This is a genomic window from Dickeya sp. MK7, assembly GCF_000406305.1.
Taxonomy (GTDB): domain Bacteria; phylum Pseudomonadota; class Gammaproteobacteria; order Enterobacterales; family Enterobacteriaceae; genus Dickeya; species Dickeya fangzhongdai.
In genome coordinates, this window is record NZ_CM001984.1 from 2,829,142 (window position 1) to 2,850,273 (window position 21,132).

Genomic DNA, 21,132 nt, shown 5'->3' on the forward strand with positions numbered 1-21,132 from the left:
CCGCCCGCGCGTGCCGGACAAACCGGTGGCGTTGCGTTTTCTGGCAACAGAAAACGGCTGGCGTTATGAAACCGATAAAATTGAAGCGCTGACCAATAAAAAACTGGCCAGAATGCTGAAAGCAGACGGCGACGGCTGGATCGTCCCGCCTTCCGCCGCACCGTGGGATTTCGCGCTGATTAGGCTCAAGCAGACGCCGCCGGGCATCCGCCCGTTGCCGATCTGGCAGGGAACGCAGGAAGAATTGAAAGCGGCGCTGGAAGCCGCACAACAGAAGGTCACCCAGGCCGGTTACCCGGAAGACCATCAGGATACGCTGTACCGCCATCAGGACTGTCTGATTACCGGTTGGGTCCATAAAGCGGTGATGGCGCACCGTTGCGATACGCTACCGGGCGACAGCGGCTCGCCGCTGATGCTGAAAACCGCCGGCAGTTGGGTGCTGATGGGTATTCAAAGCTCCGCGCCGGACGCCAGCAACCGCCAACTTGCCGATAACCGCGCCGTGGCGGTCACCGCCATCCGCCAGCAGTTGGAAGCGTTGTCCAAAAAAGATCGTTAATCCGCCTTCGCCGGTATTTCTGCCTGAAATACCGGCTATTCAGCGCCTGATCCTTCCCGCCATTAACATCAGCGACAGATAAGCATGGCGCTACCGGTTTCAAACCGGTTCCTTTGCCCTTTGATTGGACGCCGATAACTATCCACCAATAACTATCCACCGATAACTATCCACCGATAACGATCCGCCGGTAACGATCTCTTTTCAGCATAAACCACCGCAGCACAGGCGGTGCCGCCACGTTCGCAAGCACCGCCTACCGTTGGCGGCTTACCCCTCGATCTGCCCCATCGCCTGCAAAATACGTTTATCGGAAACAGGATAAGGCGTGCCCAGTTGCTGAGCGAAGTAGCTGACGCGCAGTTCTTCGATCATCCAGCGAATGGCTTTCACGTCGTCATCTTCACGCCGTTCCGGCGGCAGCTTGTTCAGCCACTGCTGCCAGGCCTGCTGCACCTGCTCCACTTTTAGCATTTGCGCGCGGTCGCGGTGTACGTCCTGCGCCAGTTTATCCAACCGACGCTCGATGGCCTGCAGATAGCGCAGCACATCCGGCAGCCGCTTCCAGCCGTTGTCAGTGACGAAGCCGCGGAACACCAGCCCGCTCATCTGCGCCTTGATGTCGCTCAAGGCCAGCGCCAGCGCCATATCCACCCGGCCTTTGAGCCGTTTGTTGATCGAGAAGACCGTGGTCAGAATCTGCTCCACCTGCTGGGCGATGTCCACCACCGTGTCATTCAGTTCCGCACGCACCCGCTCATGCAACTGGTGGAACGCGTCTTCCTGCCACACCGGGCCGCCCGCTACCGCCATCAACTTGTCCACGCCGCAGGCGATGCAATCGTCGATCAGCTCCAGTACCTTGCCGTACGGGTTGAAATACAGCCCCAGCTTGGCCTTGTTAGGCAGCTTTTCATGCAGATACTTGATGGGAGAAGGAATGTTGAGCAACAGCAGGCGGCGCTGACCGCGCCACATCATCTGTTGCTGCTGGTGCGGCGAATCAAACAGACGAATCGCCACGCTGTCTTTCTCGTCCACCAGCGCCGGATAGGCTTTTACCGCGTAGCCGCCGCGTTTCTGCTCGTAACGCTCCGGCAAATCGCCAAAACTCCAGATATGCAGATCGCGCTGTTCGATGCCGTCATCCGCCACCGCCGACAGCGTTTGCTGCACCTTCTCCTGCAACTGATCTTTCAGCGCCCGCAGATTCTTGCCTTCCCGCAGCGTTCGGCTTTTCTCGTCTATCACCCGGAAGGTCATTTTCAGGTGTTCGTCCACCTGATCCCACTGCCAGGCCTCACGATCGACCGTCACGCCGGTCATCAGCCGCAGCTCGCGCTCCAGCGCCTCCAGCAGCCCTTTCTCCAGCGGCGTCACCCGCGCCAGAAACGCTTCGGCATAGTTGGGCGCCGGCACGAAGTTACGCCGTATCGGTTTTGGCAGCGATTTGATCAGCGCCACCACCACGTCACGGCGCAGCCCCGGGATCTGCCATTCGAATCCGTCCTCTTTGACCTGATTCAGTACCGGCAGCGGGATATGCACGGTGACGCCGTCGGCGTCCGCTCCCGGCTCGAACTGATAGGTGAGCCGCAAACGCAGCTCGCCCTGCTGCCAGTGGTTAGGGTAGTCCAGCGCGCTGACGCGCTCCGCCCCGTCTTTGATCAGCATGGCCTTCTCGAAATTCAGCTGATCCGGGTCGGTTTTCGACGCCTGCTTCCACCAGTTGTCGAAATGACGGCTCGACACCACGTCATGAGGAAGGCGCTGGTCGTAGAACGCAAACAGCGTCTCGTCATCCACCAGAATGTCGCGGCGGCGGGACTTGTTCTCCAGTTCTTCCACTTCCAAACGCAGTTTCTGATTGGCGCGGAAAAACGCATGCTGGGTCTGCCAGTCGCCTTCCACCAGCGCATGGCGAATGAACAGCTCGCGCGACACCACCGGGTCGATGGCGCCGTAATTGACCTTGCGGGCCGCCACCAGCGGCAGACCGTACAGAGTGACCTTTTCCTGCGCCATCACCGCGCCCTGCGCTTTCTCCCAGTGCGGCTCGCTGTAGCTGCGTTTGATCAGGTGCTGCGCCAGCGGTTCAACCCATTCCGGTTCGATCCGCGCGGCGATGCGCCCCCACAGGCGGCTGGTTTCCACCAGTTCCGCCACGATGGTCCACTTCGGCGGCTTTTTGAACAGACCGGAACCGGGGAAAATGGCGAAACGGGTGTTGCGCGCACCGCTGAATTCCTGCTTTTCAACGTCTTTTTGTCCGATGTGGGACAGCAGCCCGGTCAGCAACGCGCCGTGCAGGCTACGGTAATCCGCCGGTTCGCTGTTGACCGGGAAGCCCAGTTCTTTTACCACCTGACGCAATTGGGTGTAGATATCCTGCCATTCCCGCACCCGCAGGTAGTTGAGGTAATCGCTGCGGCACAGTTTGCGAAACTGGCTGGACGACAGCGCTTTCTGCTGCTCTTGCAGGTAATCCCACAGTTTGACGAAGGCCAGAAAATCGGACTCTTTGTCGGCGAAACGACGGTGTTTCTCCTCCGCCGCCTGCTTTTTCTCTATCGGACGCTCGCGCGGGTCCTGAATCGACAACGCGGCGGTGATGATCATCACCTCGCGCACGCAGCTGGTCTGGCGCGCTTCCAGCACCATGCGCGCCAGCCGCGGGTCGATGGGCAACTGCGCCAGCTGGCGCCCCTGCGGCGTCAAGCGGTAATGGCCGTCGTCGCTGCTCTGAAGCGCGCTCAGTTCTTCCAGCAACCGCACCCCATCCTGAATGTTGCGCTTATCCGGCGCTTCGACAAATGGAAACGCCGCGATATCGCCCAGCCCCAACGCCGTCATCTGCAAAATGACCGACGCCAGGTTGGTGCGCAAAATCTCCGGGTCGGTAAACGCCGGCCGGGAGAGAAAATCCTGCTCGGAATAGAGTCGGATACAGATGCCCGCCGCCACACGGCCGCAACGCCCTTTACGCTGGTTGGCGGAAGCCTGCGACACCGGCTCGATCGGCAGCCGTTGCACCTTGGTACGATAGCTGTAGCGGCTGATGCGTGCGGTGCCGGGGTCGATCACGTAACGAATGCCCGGCACCGTCAGCGAGGTTTCCGCCACGTTGGTCGCCAGCACGATGCGCCGTCCGTGGTGAGACTGGAACACCCGGTTCTGTTCCTGATTGGAAAGCCGCGCGTACAGCGGCAAAATCTCGGTATGCGGCAGGTCCTGCTTGCTCAGCGCGTCGGCGGTATCGCGGATTTCCCGCTCGCCGCTCATGAACACCAGAATATCGCCCGGTCCTTCACGACACAGTTCATCCACCGCATCCAGAATCGCCTGCAACTGGTCGCGATCGCTGTCCTGCGCCTCTTCCACCACCGGCCGGTAGCGGACATCCACCGGATACGTCCTTCCGGACACCTCAATAATCGGCGCATTGCCGAAGTGACGTGAAAAACGCTGCGGATCGATGGTGGCGGAGGTGATGATCACCTTGAGGTCCGGCCGTCTGGGCAGCAGTTGCTTGAGGTAACCGAGAATAAAGTCAATGTTGAGGCTGCGTTCGTGCGCTTCATCGATGATCAGCGTGTCGTACTGCATCAGCAGCCGATCCTGCTGAATCTCCGCCAGCAGGATACCGTCCGTCATCAGTTTGACCAGCGTGTTGTCGCCGACCTGATCGTTGAATCGCACCTTGTAGCCCACCGTGCTGCCAAGCGGCGTCTCCAGCTCCGCCGCGATGCGGTCCGCCACGCTGCGGGCCGCCAGCCGGCGCGGCTGAGTATGACCGATCAGCCCGGTAACGCCGCGTCCCAACTCCAGACACATCTTCGGCAACTGGGTGGTTTTGCCGGAACCGGTTTCCCCGGCGACGATCACCACCTGATGGTCGCGGATAGCGCTGAGGATCGCCTCGCGCTTCTGGCTAACCGGCAAGGCTTCCGGGTAACGTATCGCCGGCAACGACGCCCTGCGCTGCTCCACCCGCAGCCGCGCGGCGTCGATTTCCTGGCTGATGTCCTGCGCAATCGAAACCTGAGCCTGCGGATTTCCCACTTTCATCGCGCCTTGCAAACGGCGGCGCAGGCGTTGCCGGTCGCGCAGCATTAGCGCATTAAGCTGAGGTTCTAACGCATGGAGAGGTGATGTCACGGTGCAATTCCTTACTGTCTGATTCCGGGTACGGTTGAACAAGGTCGCTCAACGCTCCGGCGCCCTGCTGGTACTGCGGGCATAACCTGATTGTATTGCAGGCATAAATAGTGCGGCGGGCATGGTATCACATTGACCGCGCAGGCTATACGCCATCAGGCGGGATTCCGCCGCACCGCATCGCGGTTTCGGGGGCATCGTTCAATAAAATCGAACAAAGGTCTCGAAATATTACGCTATCCCACTGCCGGCAACGCGCCTATGATGCATTCATTCGGCGACGGTTGTCGCCCTGGCACACATAACAAGGAATTGGCAATGAGCAAAGTACTCGTTCTGAAATCAAGTATTCTGGCTGACTTCTCCCAGTCTAACCAGCTGGCCGATCACTTTACCGCCTCCTGGCAGGCAGCCCACCCCGCCGACACCATCACCGTGCGCGACCTGGCTGCTAAACCGGTACCGGTGTTGGATGGCGAACTGGTTGGCGCGCTGCGTCCTTCCGACAAACCGCTGACGCCGCGTCAGCAGGACGCGCTGGCCCTGTCCGACGAGCTGATTGCCGAACTGCAGGCGCACGATGTCATCGTGCTGGCCGCACCGATGTACAACTTCAACATCCCGACCCAGTTGAAGAACTATTTCGACTTTATCGCCCGCGCCGGCGTGACATTCCGCTACACCGAGCAGGGTCCGGAAGGTCTGGTGAAAGGTAAACGCGCACTGGTGCTGACCAGCCGCGGCGGCATCCACAAAGACGCGCCGAGCGATCTGCTGACCCCGTACCTGCGTCTGTTCCTGGGCTTCATCGGCATCAGCGACGTGGAATTCGTGTTTGCGGAAGGTTTCGGTTACGGCCCGGATATGGCGCAGAAAGCGCTGCAGGGTGCTAAAGAAGAGCTGTCCCAGCTGGCGTCCGCGTAACAGTTACGCGTTAACTCCCCTCATACTCGCCGCCGTGTTGCCTTGACAGCAGCTCCCCGTGTCGCGGTACACGGCGGATTTCAATCTTCCTGTTTTTTATCTTGCATTCTGGCTTTGTCTTGCGCGTCTGTCGGCGCGCTTTTCTTTATTTGATCGCCAAGTCGGTTATCCGACTTCTCCAGCAGTTGCACCGTCTCTTTATCCGTGCGGATGCGAATGTCGTGCTCAATGTGTACATTCATGTTGATGGTGATCGGTTCTTTCGGCGCCGCCACCTCAATGCGCGGGGTGCAGCCGACCAGCAACACGGCGGCCATCGCGGCACAGGCTGTTTTCATCTCATCCCCCTTCCTCATCGTTAATTACTTTGCGGCATAGTGAGTTATTCCACCGCATCGTTAGTTACTCGGCGGCCTGCTGTTCCAGCGATGCCTTCAGGTTATCGCCAAAGCGCAGGCTGTGCCACAGCTGGAAAATGTTCTCCTGCTGGCGGTAATTCAGCACAATGTCGCGCCGCGACTGGTCATCCATCACGCTGTGGCCGCTAATACGCGACACCAGCGTCAATTCGCCGCGCTGGCTAAGATCCAGCGTTACCCAGGAACGCCCGATCTCCATATAGCGCAGCCAGGCCACCGCCGCAGCGTTGGCTACGCTGTTTTGCGCCAGCTTGTCCGCCAGTTGCGGGTCCAGTTTTACGGTCAGCGGGGTGTCATTAGTGAGTTTACCGTCCTGCACCAGCATCGAAGGATGATTAAAATTCAATGGCAACACCCCGCTTACCCGGCCGGACATCGACAATTTTTTCGCCCGCAGCCCGGTAACCAGTTCGCCGAGATCGATACCCTGCAGCCGCAACACCGCGGCGTCACGCACGGGCAGACGCAGCGGCGACAACGACAGATGACCGTCCAGCACGTCCATATCCAACTGCGCCAGCGTCAGCGGGTGGCGTTCGCTGTAGGGATAGGCGCCGTACACCTGCACGTCGATATTCCGTATCGGGAACACGCTATCCAGCCGGTTGATGCGCAATGTCACCGGCCGGGAAATTCCCAGTTGCCAGCGGTGGTTTTCAAACCGGTACGGCAGCACAAAATTGACGCCGCTGACCTCGCCATCCTGTAGCCAGGCGCCGCCATTTTTCACCACCCAATGGCCGCCGGCGCGGAATCCCTGGCCGCGAGCAGCGGAAAACGCGGTCTGCGCGTAAAACTGACCGGTACGCATCGCCAGTTCCCAGGCCGTCGGCAGTAACGTCTGGAACACCCGTAACGGCTGAGGTGCCCACCAACCGTTGCCGCGCAGGCGTTTTCCGTCCCAGCGGCCGTTGAGTTGGATCGGGCCGACCGGGTCCGCCTGCAACTGACCGCGCCACTGGAAGTCTTGCGGATTGCGCCCGCGGATATCAACGGTCAGTTCGGTGGCGGGCAGCATGCCGGCGCCCTGAAAAGTCACCTGTTCCGCCGCCAGTCGTAATGCCCCTTGCAGCGAGGCCGCCGCCGGGTCGCGTCGCCAGCGCAACGGTTCGGTCAGCGTCAGCCGCGGCTGGTCAACCGTCACCACGCCGTAACGTAGCTGGTTAAGACCGCTGGATAAGGACGCTATCTCTATCAGTTCATCCTGCCAGCGGCCATGCCCGGCGATGTCCCAGCGCCCCTGCAACGGCGGCAAATCTCCTTCGCCCCAGTAACGCCAGCGCCAGTCGCCGCTATCGGGCCAGAACTGTTGCGCCTTGCCATCCAGATGCAGCCGGAAACGCCCCCAATAGCTATCGCGCACTTTCACAATCGCCTGCAACCGGCCGCTGACGCCCTGCCGGGTGAGCTGGATGCCGGCCAGCGGCCAGCGCGCTTCTTCCAGCGTTACCGTCGGGCGCGGCGAACCCCAGGCCCGTAATAACGACCCGGGCAACAGCGCTACGGTTGGATCCAGCACGGCGCCTTTCACCGTTCCCGGCAACGACGCGAAAATCGATAGATCGGGCAGATTAGCCTGCCCGGTCAGCTGAAAGCGGATATCGCTGTCGGTCAGGCCCAGATTGCCGGGCCCCAGCGACAACACCGCGTTGGCGCGACCGTTGTGCCCTTGCGTCAGAACATTAAGCCGCGCCTCCAGCCGTAACGGATCGTGCAAATTCAGCACGTCATACAACGTCAACGCGATGCCGCCTGTCAGCGGCTGGCTGGCGTACGGCCAGCGCCAACGACCGTCGTGAATGCGAAGGTTGCCGTCGGTCACCTGCCACGGCAGCGTCAGCAAGGGTTCCGTCATCGACGCCACGCTGACCGTCAGCTCGCCCTGATTGCCATGCCAGCGCAGTGTGGCGCTGGCCGGTTCCGGTAACCACAGCGGCAGTTGCTGCCCCCGCACTTCGCCCTGTTCCGGCAGGCGGTTGAGCGCCGGCGCCAGTTGCATCGCGCCGTTGATCTGCAACGGCGGGCGCTCCGTCGTGGCGCGCATCTGACCTTGTTGCAGCGTCAGCTCGGTGCCGTGCAGTTCAGCCTGCACCTGGAGCTGGTCGCTTTGAATGCGGAGTTGCTGACGCAATGCGTCAGTAGAGAGTTGCAGGCTGCCGGCCTGCGCCAGCCAGGGGGTAATGGCGAAACGATGTAGTATAAGCTCGGCTTCCGGCAGCCGCTGTTGCCACTGGGCCAACAGTGGGGTAGTCATGCCGGAAGAAACCGGCCATTGTTGCAGACAGGAGGCATCCAACGTCAGCGACTCCGCCTCCAGCCGCCAGCGTCCTTCCCGATAGCGAACCAGCAGGCCCGACAGCGTGGCCGGCTGGCACTGCGCCAGACGCAGTTGCACCTCAGGCAGCCAGAATCCGCCTTGCCGCCAACCCGGCGACGCGTGCAGCGCGAGGCTGACCCCGACGGGCAAATAGGGCCGCAGCAATACCGGCAGCCAGCGCGGCATGGTCCAGCAGGCGGTCGCTACGCCCAGCGCCAGCACGAACGCCAGCGCAACCAGCCAGCCTGCATAGCGCATTAACTTCAGCATGGGTTATGTTTCAGGTTTATTCCGGTCGTCATCACTTTGTCATTCAGTGCGAATAGTTACGGTTTATGAACTAAAAGTCACCATTCAGTTCACATTCCCCCGCAAAATCCGTACATGTCAATTACCTGATTGTGATAAAATTTTTACATAAGCGCAGTATCTGACTACACCACGCGCCGGTTACAGGCTCTGTGACGCCGTGGCGCGAGCGTCAATCCTGCCCGGATTATACATTCATCAATATTGTTGCTTATTAAAACAATACGGACCTGCTTTACCCTTCAATATCGCAAAAAGGGATGCTCCATGCGTAAAAATTATCCAGTCAGTCAACGTCAGTATCCGCTGGATGCCAAGATCAAACTGATGTCGGTGACCACCCCTGATAGCCACATTACCTACGCCAACGCCGATTTCATCAAAGTCAGCGGCTACGAGCCGGAAGAACTGATGAATCAGCCGCATAATATTATCCGCCATCCTGATATGCCACCTTCCGCCTTCGCGGACATGTGGAATACCCTAAAAGCCGGAAAAATCTGGACCGGCGTGGTCAAGAACCGTCGCAAGAACGGTGACCACTACTGGGTACGCTCCAGCACAACGCCCCTGAAACGAGACGGCAAGCTGATGGGCTACATGTCGGTACGCACCGCGGCGACGGCGGAGGAAATCAGCCAGGCCGAAGCGCTCTACGCCCAGGTAAATCAGGGCATGTTGAAAAACCGTGCCTTCCATCACGGCCTGCTGGTTTACACCGGCCCGCTGAAATGGCTGAGCCTGTTCAAAACCATGCCGCTGCGCTGGCGCATCCGCAGCTACTTTGGCTTGCTGGGGCTGCTGCCGCTGGCCGTCGCGTTCGCGCTGCTGCCCAAAACGGCGCTGGTCTGGGGGCTGTTTCCGGCATTAATTGCGTTCGCCTGCCTGTTCTGCGAACTGCTGGTACAACACGTCGCCAGGCCGGTGGAACAGATTCTGGAACAGGCGATGCGCTCCGCGGCCGGCCAGGCCAATAGCCTGGCCCAACTCAATCGCGCCGATGAAATCGGTATGCTGATGCGCGCCGTCAACCAATCCGGCATGAACTTCCGCACCTTTGTCGATGACGTCAACGCCAACCTGCAGGAGCTAAAAATCGCCTGCAGCGAAATCGCGCAGGGCAATCACATTCTGGCGGAGTGTTGCGAAAAAACCGAAGAAAGCCTGCAGCAAACCGCCGCGTCGGTGGAGCAGTTAACCGCCACGATCAAGAGCAATGCCGACGCCTCGCTGCGTGCATCGCAGTACGCGGAAGACGTCAATCAGGTGGTGAATGTGGGCGAACAGGCGGTATCGGAGGTCGCCAATACCATGGAGGCAATCACCAGCGCCAGCGAACGTATCACCGATATCATCAGCGTGCTGGACAATCTGGCGTTCCAGACCAACATTCTGGCGGTCAACGCCGCGGTGGAAGCCGCTCATGCCGGAGAACAGGGCAAGAGCTTCGCGGTGGTAGCCAGCGAAGTACGCTCGCTGGCGCAGCGCAGCGCCGCTTCCGCCAAAGACATCGCCGCGCTTATCGACAACACCTTGTCCAGCATCCGCGCCGGCGACCAGCAGGTTGCGCATACCAACCGCTCGATGAACAACATTCTGGTCAAAGTGCAGGACGTCACCCATCTGATGAACGATATCAGCCAGGCCACCAAGGAACAGTCGCAGGGATTGCAGCAGATCAACGACGCGGTCAACCGTATCGATGAACTGACCCATCAGAATACGGCGCTGGCCAGCCAGTCCAACTCCGCCACCGGGCACCTACAGCAGCAAATCGCCAGCATGGCGCAGGCGGTTTCGGTATTCGGCGCGTCAAAATAAGCGACGTCATCCATTCAGGAGGGGGACTCCTCCTCCTTTATTTCTCCCGCATTGCTCCCGCAGGCTCACCCGTCACAACCTTTTCAAGTTGTTATCATGACAAGGGTAACAGTTTGTCTGTTCATGGTTTTCTGCTAGCTTACTCTGGCTGCCTCCGTCACCACGTATGACGGCGCGGCTGACAATACCCTGTGGAGAAACAATCATGAAGCTGGCGATTTACAGTACCAAACAGTATGACCGCAAATACCTTGAGCAGGTGAATCAGCAGTTCGGGTATGAGCTGGAGTTTTTCGATTTCATGCTTAGCCCGCGCACCGTCAAAATGGCCGCCGGCTGCGATGCCGTCTGCATCTTCGTCAACGACGAAGCCGGACGTGAGGTGCTGACGGAACTGGCGAACACCGGCATCAAAATACTGGCACTGCGCTGCGCCGGTTTTAACAACGTCGATCTGGACGCCGCCCGCGAGCTGGGGATCCAGGTAGTGCGCGTGCCGGCCTACTCGCCGGAGGCGGTGGCGGAACACGCGGTAGGCATGATGATGAGCCTGAACCGCCGCATTCACCGCGCCTATCAGCGCACCCGCGACGCCAATTTCTCGCTGGAAGGGCTGATTGGCTTCAACATGTATCAGCGTACCGCCGGGGTGATAGGCACCGGCAAAATCGGCATCGCCACCCTGCGCATCCTCAAAGGGTTCGGCATGACGCTGCTGGCGCACGACCCTTACCCGAATCCACAGGCGCTGGAACTGGGCGCGGAGTATGTCGATCTCGATACCCTGTACGCCCGGTCGGACGTCATTTCGCTGCACTGCCCGCTGACGCCGGAGAATCACCACCTGCTCGACCGCGATGCGTTTGCGCGCATGAAAAACGGGGTGATGATCATCAACACCAGCCGCGGCGGGCTGATTGACTCTCAGGCGGCGATCGACGCGCTGAAACAGCAGAAAATCGGTTCGCTGGGCATGGACGTTTATGAAAACGAACGCGATCTGTTCTTTGCCGACAAATCCAACGACGTGATTCAGGACGATGTGTTCCGCCGGCTCTCCGCCTGCCATAACGTGTTGTTCACCGGCCATCAGGCCTTTTTGACGGAAGAGGCGCTGACCAGCATCTCCGAAACCACGTTGCACAACATCAAGCAGCTTAACGAAGGCACAACCTGCCCGAATCTGGTCAATCCCTGATCGTTCAACCGGTGGCGCCATGCCGCCGGTTATCAGCTAACGCGGTTTACCCCGCCGGACAGCTACCGTTCATCAACGCCGCTTCGTCGCAGCGCTTGCCATTAGCCAGCAGACAGGTGCCGATGCTCGCTCCGCTCAGTTGACGCGAAACCCCCATGCGCCCGCCCGCCAGCGTACAGTTCACCTCCGCCGGCGTGCCCTGCCCCTGCCACATCGCGCGCTGCGGCGCTACCGATTCCGGCACCTGCGCCGATTCCGTTTGTCCGCCACTGCAAGCCACCAGCATCAGGGTGGCGCCCGCCACCAGCCATTGCGGCATAGTCATGTTTTGTCGATTCCTGTGTCGTGAATATGAAATGTCGTAAATATGAAAGGTAATCAGCCAATTTTGCCGCCACGCAGCAGAACTCGGCCTAATCCTATTTACCCTACTTCTTTGCCCCACTTCTTTACCACATTTTTGCGGTGTGAGCAGCAACGGTTCGACACCGGTTTTCACCTCTCATGTTTTTACTCACGGTAAGTAACAAATACAATTATTTTCAGGGGGATAAATTATATGATCTTATTTTTCAGCCACTAAAGGCAGCAGATCGTTGGTCGATTAATGGTTAGGCTGATAAGCAATCAGCGCCATCGCCAACGGGAGTAGATAATGGCACCTGCAAGAAAACGCTTTTTTGACATGCATGTCGCAACCAAGCTGTACCTGGGTTTTGCAATGATTTTGTTTTTAGTGGTTCTTTCCTCAGCACTGAGCATCCACCGTTTTTCCACCATCAAGGCGTACTACGGCAAGACCGACCTGATGCACACCGTCATCATGGATATTTTTCAGGTCAAAATCGCCAGAACAAAATATTTCGCCAGCAATGACAATGAGCCTTACGACACCATGCTCAGCTACAGCAATGACCTGGCTAAAAATCTGGCGCAAGGCAGCCAGTTATATACCGAAAGCGAATTCAGGGATCCGCTGGCCCGCATGCAGAAACACCAGGCCGCACTACAGCAATCCATCAGCGAAATGGCCCGCGCCAAACAGGCGCTGACCGACGCCGGCACCCGGTTCAGCCGCATTCCGGTCGACGGCGCTATCTCCCGCTTTCGCAGCAGCCTGGCGACCCCCGCTTTTGCATCCGACAGCGACCGGGAAAAAGCGACCGCACTGGCTCTGGCGCTGGCGTCTTATAAAGCGACAGCCGATGCCGTGGTGATTGAGCGCACTCCCGCCGCGTTTAGCACCCTGCAAAGCCGTTTCAGCGATATCGAGAAAAGTTACCGCGACCTGTCCGCGCAGCTCCCGGCCGATCAAAAAACGGCGCTGGATGAATTCTGGGGCAACATCGTCAACCTGAAAACAGGCGCAGAAGGCTACCTGAGCGCTTACCAGGCGTTGTCGGGCGCAGAAGCGGCGGTGAAGACCGACGGCGATAATGTCAGCAATATCGCCAAAGAGGTCATCAGCCGCCTGAGCGAGATCAACACCACGCTCACCAGCGACGCCATCACCGGCGCCTCCGCATTCGCCTTGCTGGCGCTGCTGTTCGGCCTGCTGATATCGCGCTATATCATCCGCCAGATTACAGCGCCGGTGTCCCACAATCTGGCGTTGGCGGAACGCATCGCCAGCGGCGACCTGACCGCCAACATCGAAACCGACCGTCACGATGAACTGGGCCAGTTAACCGCAGCGATGGCGGGTATGAACGAACGGTTGCGTCAGATGATCGGCAATATCCGCGACAGCGTGGGCAGCGTGGCGGCATCCGCGGCGCAAATCGCCCACGGTAACCACGAGCTGTCGTCCCGCACCGAACAGCAATCCGCCGCCGTCGTGCAGACCGCCGCCAGTATGGAACAGCTGACCTCAACGGTGAAAAACAACGCCGACAACGCCCGCCATGCCAGCCAAATCGCGGCGGAGGCATCCAGAGACGCGCACACGGGCGGCGGCGTGGTGCAAAATGTGGTCAATACCATGAATGACATCGCCGTCAGTTCGAAAAAAATCTCCGATATCACCGACGTCATCAACAGCATCGCCTTTCAGACCAACATTCTGGCGCTTAATGCCGCGGTGGAAGCGGCGCGCGCCGGCGAACAAGGGCGTGGTTTCGCGGTGGTCGCCGGCGAGGTGCGCAATCTGGCGCAGCGCAGCGCCCAGGCCGCCCGTGAAATCGCCAGCCTGATCGCCGAATCCGTTACCCGCATTGATACCGGCTCGGTGCTGGCGGCGGAAGCCGGCGACGCCATGCAAAAAATCCTGCTCTCGGTCTCCCGCGTCAATGACATCATCGGTGAAATCGCCTCGGCGTCCGATGAACAGCGCCGCGGCATCGAGCAGATCGCCAGCGCAGTCGGCGAACTGGACTCCACCACCCAGCAAAACGCGTCGCTGGTGACGGCGTCCGCGTCGTCCGCCAGTTCGCTGGAAGAGCAGTCGATACAACTGGAGGCGCTGGTGAGTCATTTCCGGTTGACGCAGGATAATCAACCGTTATTACCCCGGCACACGGCGCTGCCCGCCAGCCGTCCCCCTGCTCCCGCTTTGAGCCAGGCCAGGCTAACCCTCAACGGTAAAAACCGCCAGAGCCAGCAGGACTGGGAAAGCTTCTGAACAACCTTCCGCTGTCATCAGCAGTAAAAAAACCGGCAGGGATGCCGGTTTTCTGACAAGAAGCCAGGTAAATCGCCACGGACTTTATGCCATTGCCGCGGTTGCCCGGTTAGCGATCCTCGATCGAATGCGTCTCGACTTTCTCCGTCAGCGACACGTCAACCTTAATGTCATCCGTCAGGGTCAGCATCGCCTTCTTATCCCGGCTTACCACCGCAGTACGCTGCGGAATGATGAACTGGCGTACACTCTCACCCTCAATCATATCCTTGCCGTTTTCAACGCCATGCCGCGCCGACAGCAGATAATTCACCATGCCGTTATAGGTAATCCGATAATCGCCGCCGGACGACTCAACCCGATAGTTGAGGGTAATTTTCGGCAACGCCGCCTTATAGGTGCCGCGGATCTCATCCCAACGCGCCGGGTTACCCGTCAGGTAAACGGAATCGACCCAGTTGGTATTGTCCTGCAGCACATGGGCGGTGGTGTAGGAAAAGTAATACGGCGAGATAAACGTACTGTTCAGGCTCGTTGTTTTCGTACTGAATATAGAACATCCTGACAGCATCACCGTGGCCGCCACGGCCAGGAACAGTCTCTTCATGGGTATTTTTCTCTTTTTGCCAACAGTTTCACCCCGAACAGGGGCCGGGCCAGTTTTTCTGTCATGACCTGCCAGACAACACACACGCAGGCAACGGGTCGCGTCCACAGAATAGCAGCGATTCTGCGGGTTGATGGAGTGAAAAAGGGGCAAGTCGGGGGATATTTATCCGTATCGACACCCACCAGCCTGCGCCTGAAATCCATCAACCTGTTTGCTGAGCCGCCAGCCAACACGCCTGAATAGTTTAATCGCTCACAAACGATAATATAACGCCATCGTTCTTCTGCATGACGCTGAAATATACCCGACTTCAGATCGTAATAACGCTGAAGCGGCCTCCCATTTATCCAATTGGCGTTAATTTTCATGATTGACGTCAAATAATATTGTTATTAAACGCCTATGAAAAAAATAACACCACCCGGAAACAACTCTTCGTCGTGATAAAAAAAACGCGCTCTTTTGCGAAGAAAACAGAAATAACGACCCATTCCCGGCAAAATACCGCTACGGCCAACGGCACGGCATCGAGCTATCCCAACGCCCCGTCAGCCGGATTGGACAATATTCGCTTGCCCGCACCGCAAGCCAGCCAGCCTACGCCTCCAGCCGCACCGCCGGCGGCAACCGTTCCGCCGCTGCCCAAATTTAACAAGCCGCACGCTGAAGCGGCCGCAGCGCCGTCCGCACCACCGGCACAGCCATCAACCGCCAGCGCGCCGCAACCCAGCCTGCCGTCTCCTGCGCCAGCGCCTGTTGCCGCGGCTTCTACCGCGGAACCTGAGGCTGCACAGGAACCGACTACCCCACCGTTTGCTCCTGACTATGCAGCAGTTGGAAATCAGCTGAGCAAGTTGATGTCCGGGATGGCAGCACCGTTGTCGCGGCTGGCGGGCACAGTTCCAGGATTGCTCTCTTCCGCGTCTAAATCCATAGCGCAGGCAGCCAAAGACAAGCCAAGCGTAGCCACATCCAAGCCGACTCCGGTTGAATCCAAAGCCACAGTGCCAACAGTTAACACCGCGGAAGCCAAGCCCATTGAGGTTAAGCCGATCGAGGTTGATGTTAAAGTCAACGCGGTTACACCGGCTTCTTCGTCTGCTGCATCAACGCCTGCTGCCATGCCATTAGCCGGTAATTCAACAGCATCGTCACCCAAACCTATCGCAACGGTAACCTGGAATCCTGCGACTACAATAAGTTCACTACGGCGCAATGCAGGTAATGCATCCACAAAATATTGTGCAAGAGCCGTTGTAGATGCAATTAGAGCAGGCGGAACACGAATCGAAGGTGCTAACGCAAAGGATCTCGGTCCAAAACTAATTGCCGCAGGTTTTACCGACATATTTTCCATGCCAAGACCATCCAGCGAATACGACCGCAGCAACCTCTTGCCTGGAGATGTAGTTGTATTAGAAGGTTTTAATCAAGACGAGCGTAAAGGGATCAAAAAAGACCATCCTTATGGTCATGCCGCCATGTACGACGGCAGCAAATGGATTTCCGACTTCCATCAACCCGGATTCTATCCCGGCGATGATTACCGAAAGGCACTGCCCGGCTACACCATTTACCGAATGGTTGCCACGCAGGCTCAGATTAATGCCATCAACGCTTCTCAGAGCGGCGAGTCGGCACCCCAAACACCGGTAGCAATGCCTTCTGTACCGGCAACGCGCCCGGCCCAGCCATCTGTACCGGTATCTCGCCCTGCGCCGCAAGCAGTGCGACCATCTGCGCTAGCATCGCGCCCTGCGCCGCAGGCAGTACAACCATCTGTGCCAGCATCGCGCCCTGCACCGCAAGTAGTACAACCATCGGTACCGGCATCGCGCCCCGCGCCGCAGGCAGTACGGCCATCTGTACCGGCATCGCGCCCTGCGATCGCCGAATCGCTGCCCACGGCATCGGGTGGGAGCAATTCTCAGTCCGAACCGACAGAAAGTGTCTCAGCACAGGGAAATAGTCGCCAGATACCGACTGTACTCAAAGGGAAGGTGACATATGATGCTGAAGGACGTGAAGAGAGAGGGCAGTATTTTAGTCGACAGATTCACTATCCTGAATCAAAGGACCCCAGTGTTGCAGCAAAGACCGGTGTTACAATCGGTCGAGGATATGATATGGGGGAAAGAACGCAGGCACAAGTTTATAATGACTTAATAGCGGCAGGAATCCCAGCCTCTCAGGCATCAAGGATATCTGCTGCCGCGGGTAAAAAAGGAATAAACGCAAAAATATTTGTTAATAATAATAAAGATATCGGAGAGATTACTACAGAACAACAAATTAAGCTATTCAATAATATCTATCCCGCTTATGAAAGTAGAGCTCAGTTGCGTTATAAAGAAAAAACCAAAGGCATGAGGAATGTAACAAAGTGGGAAGACCTTAACCCCGCCATTCGAGATATTTTAGTAGATATTGTTTATCAAGGATTTCAAGGTAAGCAAGCAATGCCAGCTGCATCACAGAATAACATTGACCAGTTCATAACCTTCCTAAATAATAACGAAGAATATCAGCGGTATGAAAAAGGCCGACATAGGGTCGCCTATCTTCAGAAGGAAAAAAATCGAATCAACAGAAATTAAAATCGTTAACAACTTAGCTGCCCACCATCGAATTGGTGGGCATAGTCACGTTAATCAGAGAAAGTCATCAAACCAATTGTCACTTTAAACAATTTACACCACATAATAAAAAAGTTATCATCCTCTTCAAACCAAGGAGGACCTTTAATGAAGAAAAAACTCTCACTATTACTACTTTTATTTCCACTGACGGGAATGACAGCCGCCATTGATAAAAATCACTCCGATATCTATCAGCAGTATTATGCCAAAATGGTAGGCAATGTTTGCAACAATCTCACCAACAAAGACAGCGAGATGGGAATCTATCAGTGTGCGACATTAATGAAAAAAGATGCCGACGCAAAACTCACCGCACGTATCAACGAGATTAACCAGGAACTCAGTCAGTTAAGCGATGATGATGATAAAGAGTTTATAAAATCCTTCAAGGAAGATCAGTTGCAATGGGAGCGTTACCGCAATAAGCGTTGCAAATTGCGGGTGGCAAATTTAGAACAAGACTCTCCACAATATATATCTGAAACATTCTTGTGTCAGGCCGTAGAAAGTTACCGCAGGATAGAAGTGCTGATTGATGAACCTGACCGGCCCTGACCTCGTGATGAATTAATATTGCCGCCTTATTCACTTTGCGACAAAAGGACAAATACAATGAAACGAAACAGCGCTCTTCTTTTACTTCTCCTGCTCCCGCTGACAGTCATAGCGAATGACGCTCAGGAAATGAATCCCTACAATGCGTTAAGAGATCAAGCTGAACAAGGATTATGCAAAGACCTTTATGAACACGGCATTTATCTTGAAATGACACAATGCTCATACCGGTTACAAGAAGACTCGGAGCAAAAACTTAAACAACAACTGGACCTATTAAATAACGCCCTGAAAACCGCAGGAGATACCAAACGTCTCGCATTGCTGGCAGAAGAACAGGCAGAATGGGAAAAATACCGGGCGACACGATGCCGTTTTCGTGGCCTACACGTCATTCCAGAAAGCAGAGTATACTATGATTGGCTGGCTACCTGTCAGGCGGCAGAAAACTATCGTCGGATAGAAACGCTAGACAGCGAACCTGGAATGCCGTAAGCCATTTTTGTCACCCTCGTGTTTATGTGCCGCCAGACTCCCCTACCACGCACTTAATGGTACACTTAGCCCCCAGCAATGCTGGAGCACCGGCCCCATGAACACGAGTTACCGTTAAATGTCAGAAAATCAATCAGTTACACCCAAGCAGCAGTACAACCTCAACAAATTGCAAAAGCGCCTGCGTCGCAACGTAGGTGAAGCGATCGCCGATTTCAATATGATCGAAGACGGCGATCGGATCATGGTGTGCCTGTCCGGCGGCAAAGACAGCTATACCATGCTGGAGATCCTGCGCAATCTGCAGCAAAGCGCGCCGGTGAATTTCTCGCTGGTGGCGGTGAACCTGGACCAGAAGCAGCCGGGGTTCCCGGAGCATGTGCTGCCGCAGTATCTGGACAGCATCGGCGTTGAGTACAAGATTGTGGAAGAGAATACCTACGGCATCGTCAAAGAGAAGATTCCGGAAGGCAAGACCACCTGTTCGCTTTGCTCGCGCCTGCGCCGCGGCATTCTGTACCGCACCGCCACCGAACTGGGCGCCACCAAGATTGCGCTCGGCCACCACCGTGACGATATCCTGCAAACGCTGTTTCTGAATATGTTCTACGGCGGCAAACTGAAAGGCATGCCGCCGAAACTGGTGAGCGACGACGGTAAACATGTGGTGATCCGCCCGCTGGCGTACTGCCGTGAAAAAGACATTGAACGTTTTGCCGACGCACGCCAGTTCCCGATCATCCCGTGTAATCTGTGCGGCTCGCAGCCCAACCTGCAACGCCAGGTGATCAAGGACATGCTGCGTGACTGGGACAAACGTTACCCCGGCCGAATCGAAACCATGTTCAGCGCCATGCAGAATGCGGTGCCGTCGCATCTGTGCGACACCAACCTGTTCGATTTCAAATCGATTCGTCAGGGCAGCGAGGTGGTGGACGGCGGCGATCTGGCGTTCGACCGTGAAGACATGCCATCACAGCCGGTAGGCTGGCAGCCGGATGAGGATGAAGAAGACAACGCCCGCCCGCTGGAGCGACTGAACGTACTGGAGATTCGTTAATTCACCGGCGGCTTCACGGCCGCCAACGTCCCCTCTCTCCGTCATGCTGTCTTTCCAGATAAAAACGGCTGTTCAGACGAGACTCCCGCATTCACAGACTCGCTATAGGCACTCGTTCAAGCATGGCGCGCCGGAATCGCGGGCAAAAAAAAAGCCGACAAAACGTCGGCATGGTGTGAATTAATTGTGCTATGCAGTAATTCAAAAAAGGAAGTAAGACAATATGGAGCGCAACGCCCATCGCTTGACGTTGCATTCACCTGCGAGAGGGATAGTGCCGCAGACATAGACCAAAAATGTTGATATTGCTCAATATTAACAATGGTTTTTATCGCCGCCGGCGGTTGTGTGATATCCCACGCAATAATTTCGCCATGCCACTCACAACCATTTACTGCGTTTTAACCACCAGGCAACGCCGCTGACCAACAACACCAACATCAGGCAGAATACGCCAAATCCGATGCCGCTGTTGGCTCCCGGAATCCCGCCCAGATTGACGCCAAACAACCCGGTCAAAAAAGTAGTAGGCAGGAAAACCATCGCCAGCAACGACATGGTATACGTGCGCCGGTTCATGGCGTCGGTCATCAGCGTGGTGATTTCATCGGCAATCACTGTCGTACGGGCGATACTGGCGTCCAGATCTTCCAGACCGCGGCCGAGACGTTCGGCAATCTCCTGCATGCGGCGGCGGTCGTCATCCTGCATCCAGCCAAACTTCTCGCCGGACAAGCGCGAGAAAATATCACGCTGCGGCGTCATGTAGCGACGTAACACAATCAGTTGTTTGCGAATCAGCGCCAGTTCGCCGCGCGGCGGAATACGCTGTTCCAGCAACGCATCTTCCAGATCGATGATTTTTTCGTGCAGCTCATCAATGAACTCACTGGTGTGATCCGTTAACGCCTCGGCGATAGACACTATCCAGTCGCCGCTGTTGGCAGGGCCGTTGCCCTCTTTCAGATCGCTCATCACCTCATCAATCGCCGCCACTTTACGGCGCCGGGTGGAAACAATCAGGCGGTCGGAGATAAACACCCGAATCGCCACCAGCTCATCCGGCCGGGCATTAGGGTTGTAATTGATGCTGCGCAGGGTCACCAGCGTGCCTTCGCCAAGCCGTACTACGCGAGGACGCGCACTCTCCCCCGCCAGCGCGTTACGTACGCTATCCGGCAACAGGGTGGTTTCATGCAGCCAGCGCACGCTAGCCGGTTGCGTCGAGTCAAGATGCAGCCAGGCAGGCAGCTCCGCTTCCTCGCCCAGAGCGCTCTCCACCAGCGGCAGAATGCCTCCCTTGCCGTCCAACTGACAGGTAAAGACGGCGCCGGTGTGTCGGATAGCTTTATTTTCAGTCACTTCCACACGTTATCTCCCTCTATGCACACGGCGTCCATCTTACTGCCTGCATCAATGACTGCAATCGGAAAGGGATGCATCCT

General features: G+C 57.0%; 15 protein-coding genes and 1 pseudogene. 9 read left to right on the forward strand and 7 right to left on the reverse strand.

What is annotated here, in order from left to right; all coding sequences use genetic code 11:
* Positions 1 to 562: pseudogene (locus DXXMK7_RS12300) on the forward strand (serine protease); the annotation flags it as partial.
* A 270-nt stretch (positions 563 to 832) separates the two neighbouring features.
* Here the strand turns inward: DXXMK7_RS12300 and hrpA are convergent.
* Positions 833 to 4,720, reverse strand: a complete 3,888-nt coding sequence (gene hrpA, locus DXXMK7_RS12305) for an ATP-dependent RNA helicase HrpA (RefSeq protein WP_071605207.1) — start codon at positions 4,718 to 4,720, stop codon at positions 833 to 835.
* Between the two features lie 318 nt (positions 4,721 to 5,038).
* Between hrpA and DXXMK7_RS12310 the strand changes: the two genes are divergently transcribed.
* Positions 5,039 to 5,644, forward strand: a complete 606-nt coding sequence (locus DXXMK7_RS12310; RefSeq protein ID WP_038668371.1) for an FMN-dependent NADH-azoreductase — start codon at positions 5,039 to 5,041, stop codon at positions 5,642 to 5,644.
* Positions 5,645 to 5,724: 80 nt separating this feature from the next.
* Here DXXMK7_RS12310 and DXXMK7_RS12315 read toward each other — a convergent pair whose 3' ends face one another.
* Both DXXMK7_RS12315 and DXXMK7_RS12320 read right to left on the reverse strand, forming a co-directional pair.
* A complete protein-coding gene (locus DXXMK7_RS12315) occupies positions 5,725 to 5,982 on the reverse strand; it encodes a YnbE family lipoprotein (RefSeq protein WP_123130513.1) in 258 nt (85 codons plus the stop codon).
* 64 nt (positions 5,983 to 6,046) lie between these two features.
* Positions 6,047 to 8,650, reverse strand: coding sequence for a YdbH family protein (locus DXXMK7_RS12320; protein ID WP_038919351.1), 2,604 nt, complete (start codon positions 8,648 to 8,650; stop codon positions 6,047 to 6,049).
* 306 nt (positions 8,651 to 8,956) lie between these two features.
* On the opposite strand from DXXMK7_RS12320, the gene DXXMK7_RS12325 reads away from it, so the two are divergent.
* Together DXXMK7_RS12325 and DXXMK7_RS12330 are read left to right on the forward strand one after the other, a co-directional pair.
* Positions 8,957 to 10,510: a PAS domain-containing methyl-accepting chemotaxis protein gene (locus DXXMK7_RS12325; protein ID WP_038919353.1), complete on the forward strand. Its 1,554-nt coding sequence runs from the start codon at positions 8,957 to 8,959 to the stop codon at positions 10,508 to 10,510.
* Between the two features lie 205 nt (positions 10,511 to 10,715).
* Positions 10,716 to 11,708: a 2-hydroxyacid dehydrogenase gene (locus DXXMK7_RS12330; RefSeq protein ID WP_038919354.1), complete on the forward strand. Its 993-nt coding sequence runs from the start codon at positions 10,716 to 10,718 to the stop codon at positions 11,706 to 11,708.
* Positions 11,709 to 11,754: 46 nt separating this feature from the next.
* Here DXXMK7_RS12330 and DXXMK7_RS12335 read toward each other — a convergent pair whose 3' ends face one another.
* Complete coding sequence (locus DXXMK7_RS12335) at positions 11,755 to 12,033, reverse strand: DUF333 domain-containing protein (protein WP_038919355.1); 279 nt, start codon at positions 12,031 to 12,033, stop codon at positions 11,755 to 11,757.
* Between the two features lie 330 nt (positions 12,034 to 12,363).
* Here DXXMK7_RS12335 and DXXMK7_RS12340 point away from each other — a divergent pair, with 330 nt between their 5' ends.
* Positions 12,364 to 14,328: a methyl-accepting chemotaxis protein gene (locus DXXMK7_RS12340; RefSeq protein WP_038919356.1), complete on the forward strand. Its 1,965-nt coding sequence runs from the start codon at positions 12,364 to 12,366 to the stop codon at positions 14,326 to 14,328.
* Positions 14,329 to 14,437: 109 nt separating this feature from the next.
* On the opposite strand, the gene DXXMK7_RS12345 is transcribed toward DXXMK7_RS12340, so the two are convergent.
* Both DXXMK7_RS12345 and DXXMK7_RS22670 read right to left on the reverse strand, forming a co-directional pair.
* The gene (locus DXXMK7_RS12345; RefSeq protein WP_038919357.1) at positions 14,438 to 14,935 is read right to left on the reverse strand and encodes a hypothetical protein; all 498 of its coding nucleotides are present in this window, start codon (positions 14,933 to 14,935) and stop codon (positions 14,438 to 14,440) included.
* A complete protein-coding gene (locus tag DXXMK7_RS22670) occupies positions 14,932 to 15,306 on the reverse strand; it encodes a hypothetical protein (RefSeq protein ID WP_127353476.1) in 375 nt (124 codons plus the stop codon). The genes DXXMK7_RS12345 and DXXMK7_RS22670 overlap by 4 nt, the downstream gene beginning before the upstream one ends.
* 18 nt (positions 15,307 to 15,324) lie before the next feature.
* On the opposite strand from DXXMK7_RS22670, the gene DXXMK7_RS22675 reads away from it, so the two are divergent.
* From DXXMK7_RS22675 to ttcA, 4 genes are all read left to right on the forward strand, one after another.
* Positions 15,325 to 17,535 carry a pesticin C-terminus-like muramidase gene (locus tag DXXMK7_RS22675; RefSeq protein ID WP_152490647.1) on the forward strand — a complete coding sequence of 737 codons (2,211 nt, stop codon included), beginning with the start codon at positions 15,325 to 15,327 and terminating at the stop codon, positions 17,533 to 17,535.
* 147 nt (positions 17,536 to 17,682) lie between these two features.
* Entirely contained in the window at positions 17,683 to 18,132 is a 450-nt protein-coding gene (locus DXXMK7_RS12365; protein WP_038668351.1) for a lysozyme inhibitor LprI family protein, read from the forward strand.
* Positions 18,133 to 18,189: 57 nt separating this feature from the next.
* On the forward strand, positions 18,190 to 18,627 hold the full coding sequence (locus tag DXXMK7_RS12370) for a lysozyme inhibitor LprI family protein (protein ID WP_038919362.1): 438 nt from the start codon (positions 18,190 to 18,192) through the stop codon (positions 18,625 to 18,627).
* 118 nt (positions 18,628 to 18,745) lie between these two features.
* Positions 18,746 to 19,687 carry a tRNA 2-thiocytidine(32) synthetase TtcA gene (gene ttcA / locus DXXMK7_RS12375; protein ID WP_038919363.1) on the forward strand — a complete coding sequence of 314 codons (942 nt, stop codon included), beginning with the start codon at positions 18,746 to 18,748 and terminating at the stop codon, positions 19,685 to 19,687.
* A 381-nt stretch (positions 19,688 to 20,068) separates the two neighbouring features.
* Here ttcA and zntB read toward each other — a convergent pair whose 3' ends face one another.
* Positions 20,069 to 21,055 carry a zinc transporter ZntB gene (gene zntB / locus DXXMK7_RS12380; RefSeq protein ID WP_038919364.1) on the reverse strand — a complete coding sequence of 329 codons (987 nt, stop codon included), beginning with the start codon at positions 21,053 to 21,055 and terminating at the stop codon, positions 20,069 to 20,071.
* Positions 21,056 to 21,132 lie beyond the last annotated feature (77 nt).

What these genes read in the sequence shown, in the direction of transcription:
- DXXMK7_RS12310 (WP_038668371.1), top strand. Translation starts at nt 5,039, where the DNA reads ATGAGCAAAGTACTCGTTCTGAAATCAAGTATTCTGGCTGACTTCTCC.
- DXXMK7_RS12315 (WP_123130513.1), bottom strand. Translation starts at nt 5,982, where the DNA reads ATGAAAACAGCCTGTGCCGCGATGGCCGCCGTGTTGCTGGTCGGCTGC.
- DXXMK7_RS12320 (WP_038919351.1), bottom strand. Translation starts at nt 8,650, where the DNA reads ATGCTGAAGTTAATGCGCTATGCAGGCTGGCTGGTTGCGCTGGCGTTC.
- DXXMK7_RS12325 (WP_038919353.1), top strand. Translation starts at nt 8,957, where the DNA reads ATGCGTAAAAATTATCCAGTCAGTCAACGTCAGTATCCGCTGGATGCC.
- DXXMK7_RS12330 (WP_038919354.1), top strand. Translation starts at nt 10,716, where the DNA reads ATGAAGCTGGCGATTTACAGTACCAAACAGTATGACCGCAAATACCTT.
- DXXMK7_RS12335 (WP_038919355.1), bottom strand. Translation starts at nt 12,033, where the DNA reads ATGACTATGCCGCAATGGCTGGTGGCGGGCGCCACCCTGATGCTGGTG.
- DXXMK7_RS12340 (WP_038919356.1), top strand. Translation starts at nt 12,364, where the DNA reads ATGGCACCTGCAAGAAAACGCTTTTTTGACATGCATGTCGCAACCAAG.
- DXXMK7_RS12345 (WP_038919357.1), bottom strand. Translation starts at nt 14,935, where the DNA reads ATGAAGAGACTGTTCCTGGCCGTGGCGGCCACGGTGATGCTGTCAGGA.
- DXXMK7_RS22670 (WP_127353476.1), bottom strand. Translation starts at nt 15,306, where the DNA reads ATGAAAATTAACGCCAATTGGATAAATGGGAGGCCGCTTCAGCGTTAT.
- DXXMK7_RS12365 (WP_038668351.1), top strand. Translation starts at nt 17,683, where the DNA reads ATGAAGAAAAAACTCTCACTATTACTACTTTTATTTCCACTGACGGGA.
- DXXMK7_RS12370 (WP_038919362.1), top strand. Translation starts at nt 18,190, where the DNA reads ATGAAACGAAACAGCGCTCTTCTTTTACTTCTCCTGCTCCCGCTGACA.
- ttcA (WP_038919363.1), top strand. Translation starts at nt 18,746, where the DNA reads ATGTCAGAAAATCAATCAGTTACACCCAAGCAGCAGTACAACCTCAAC.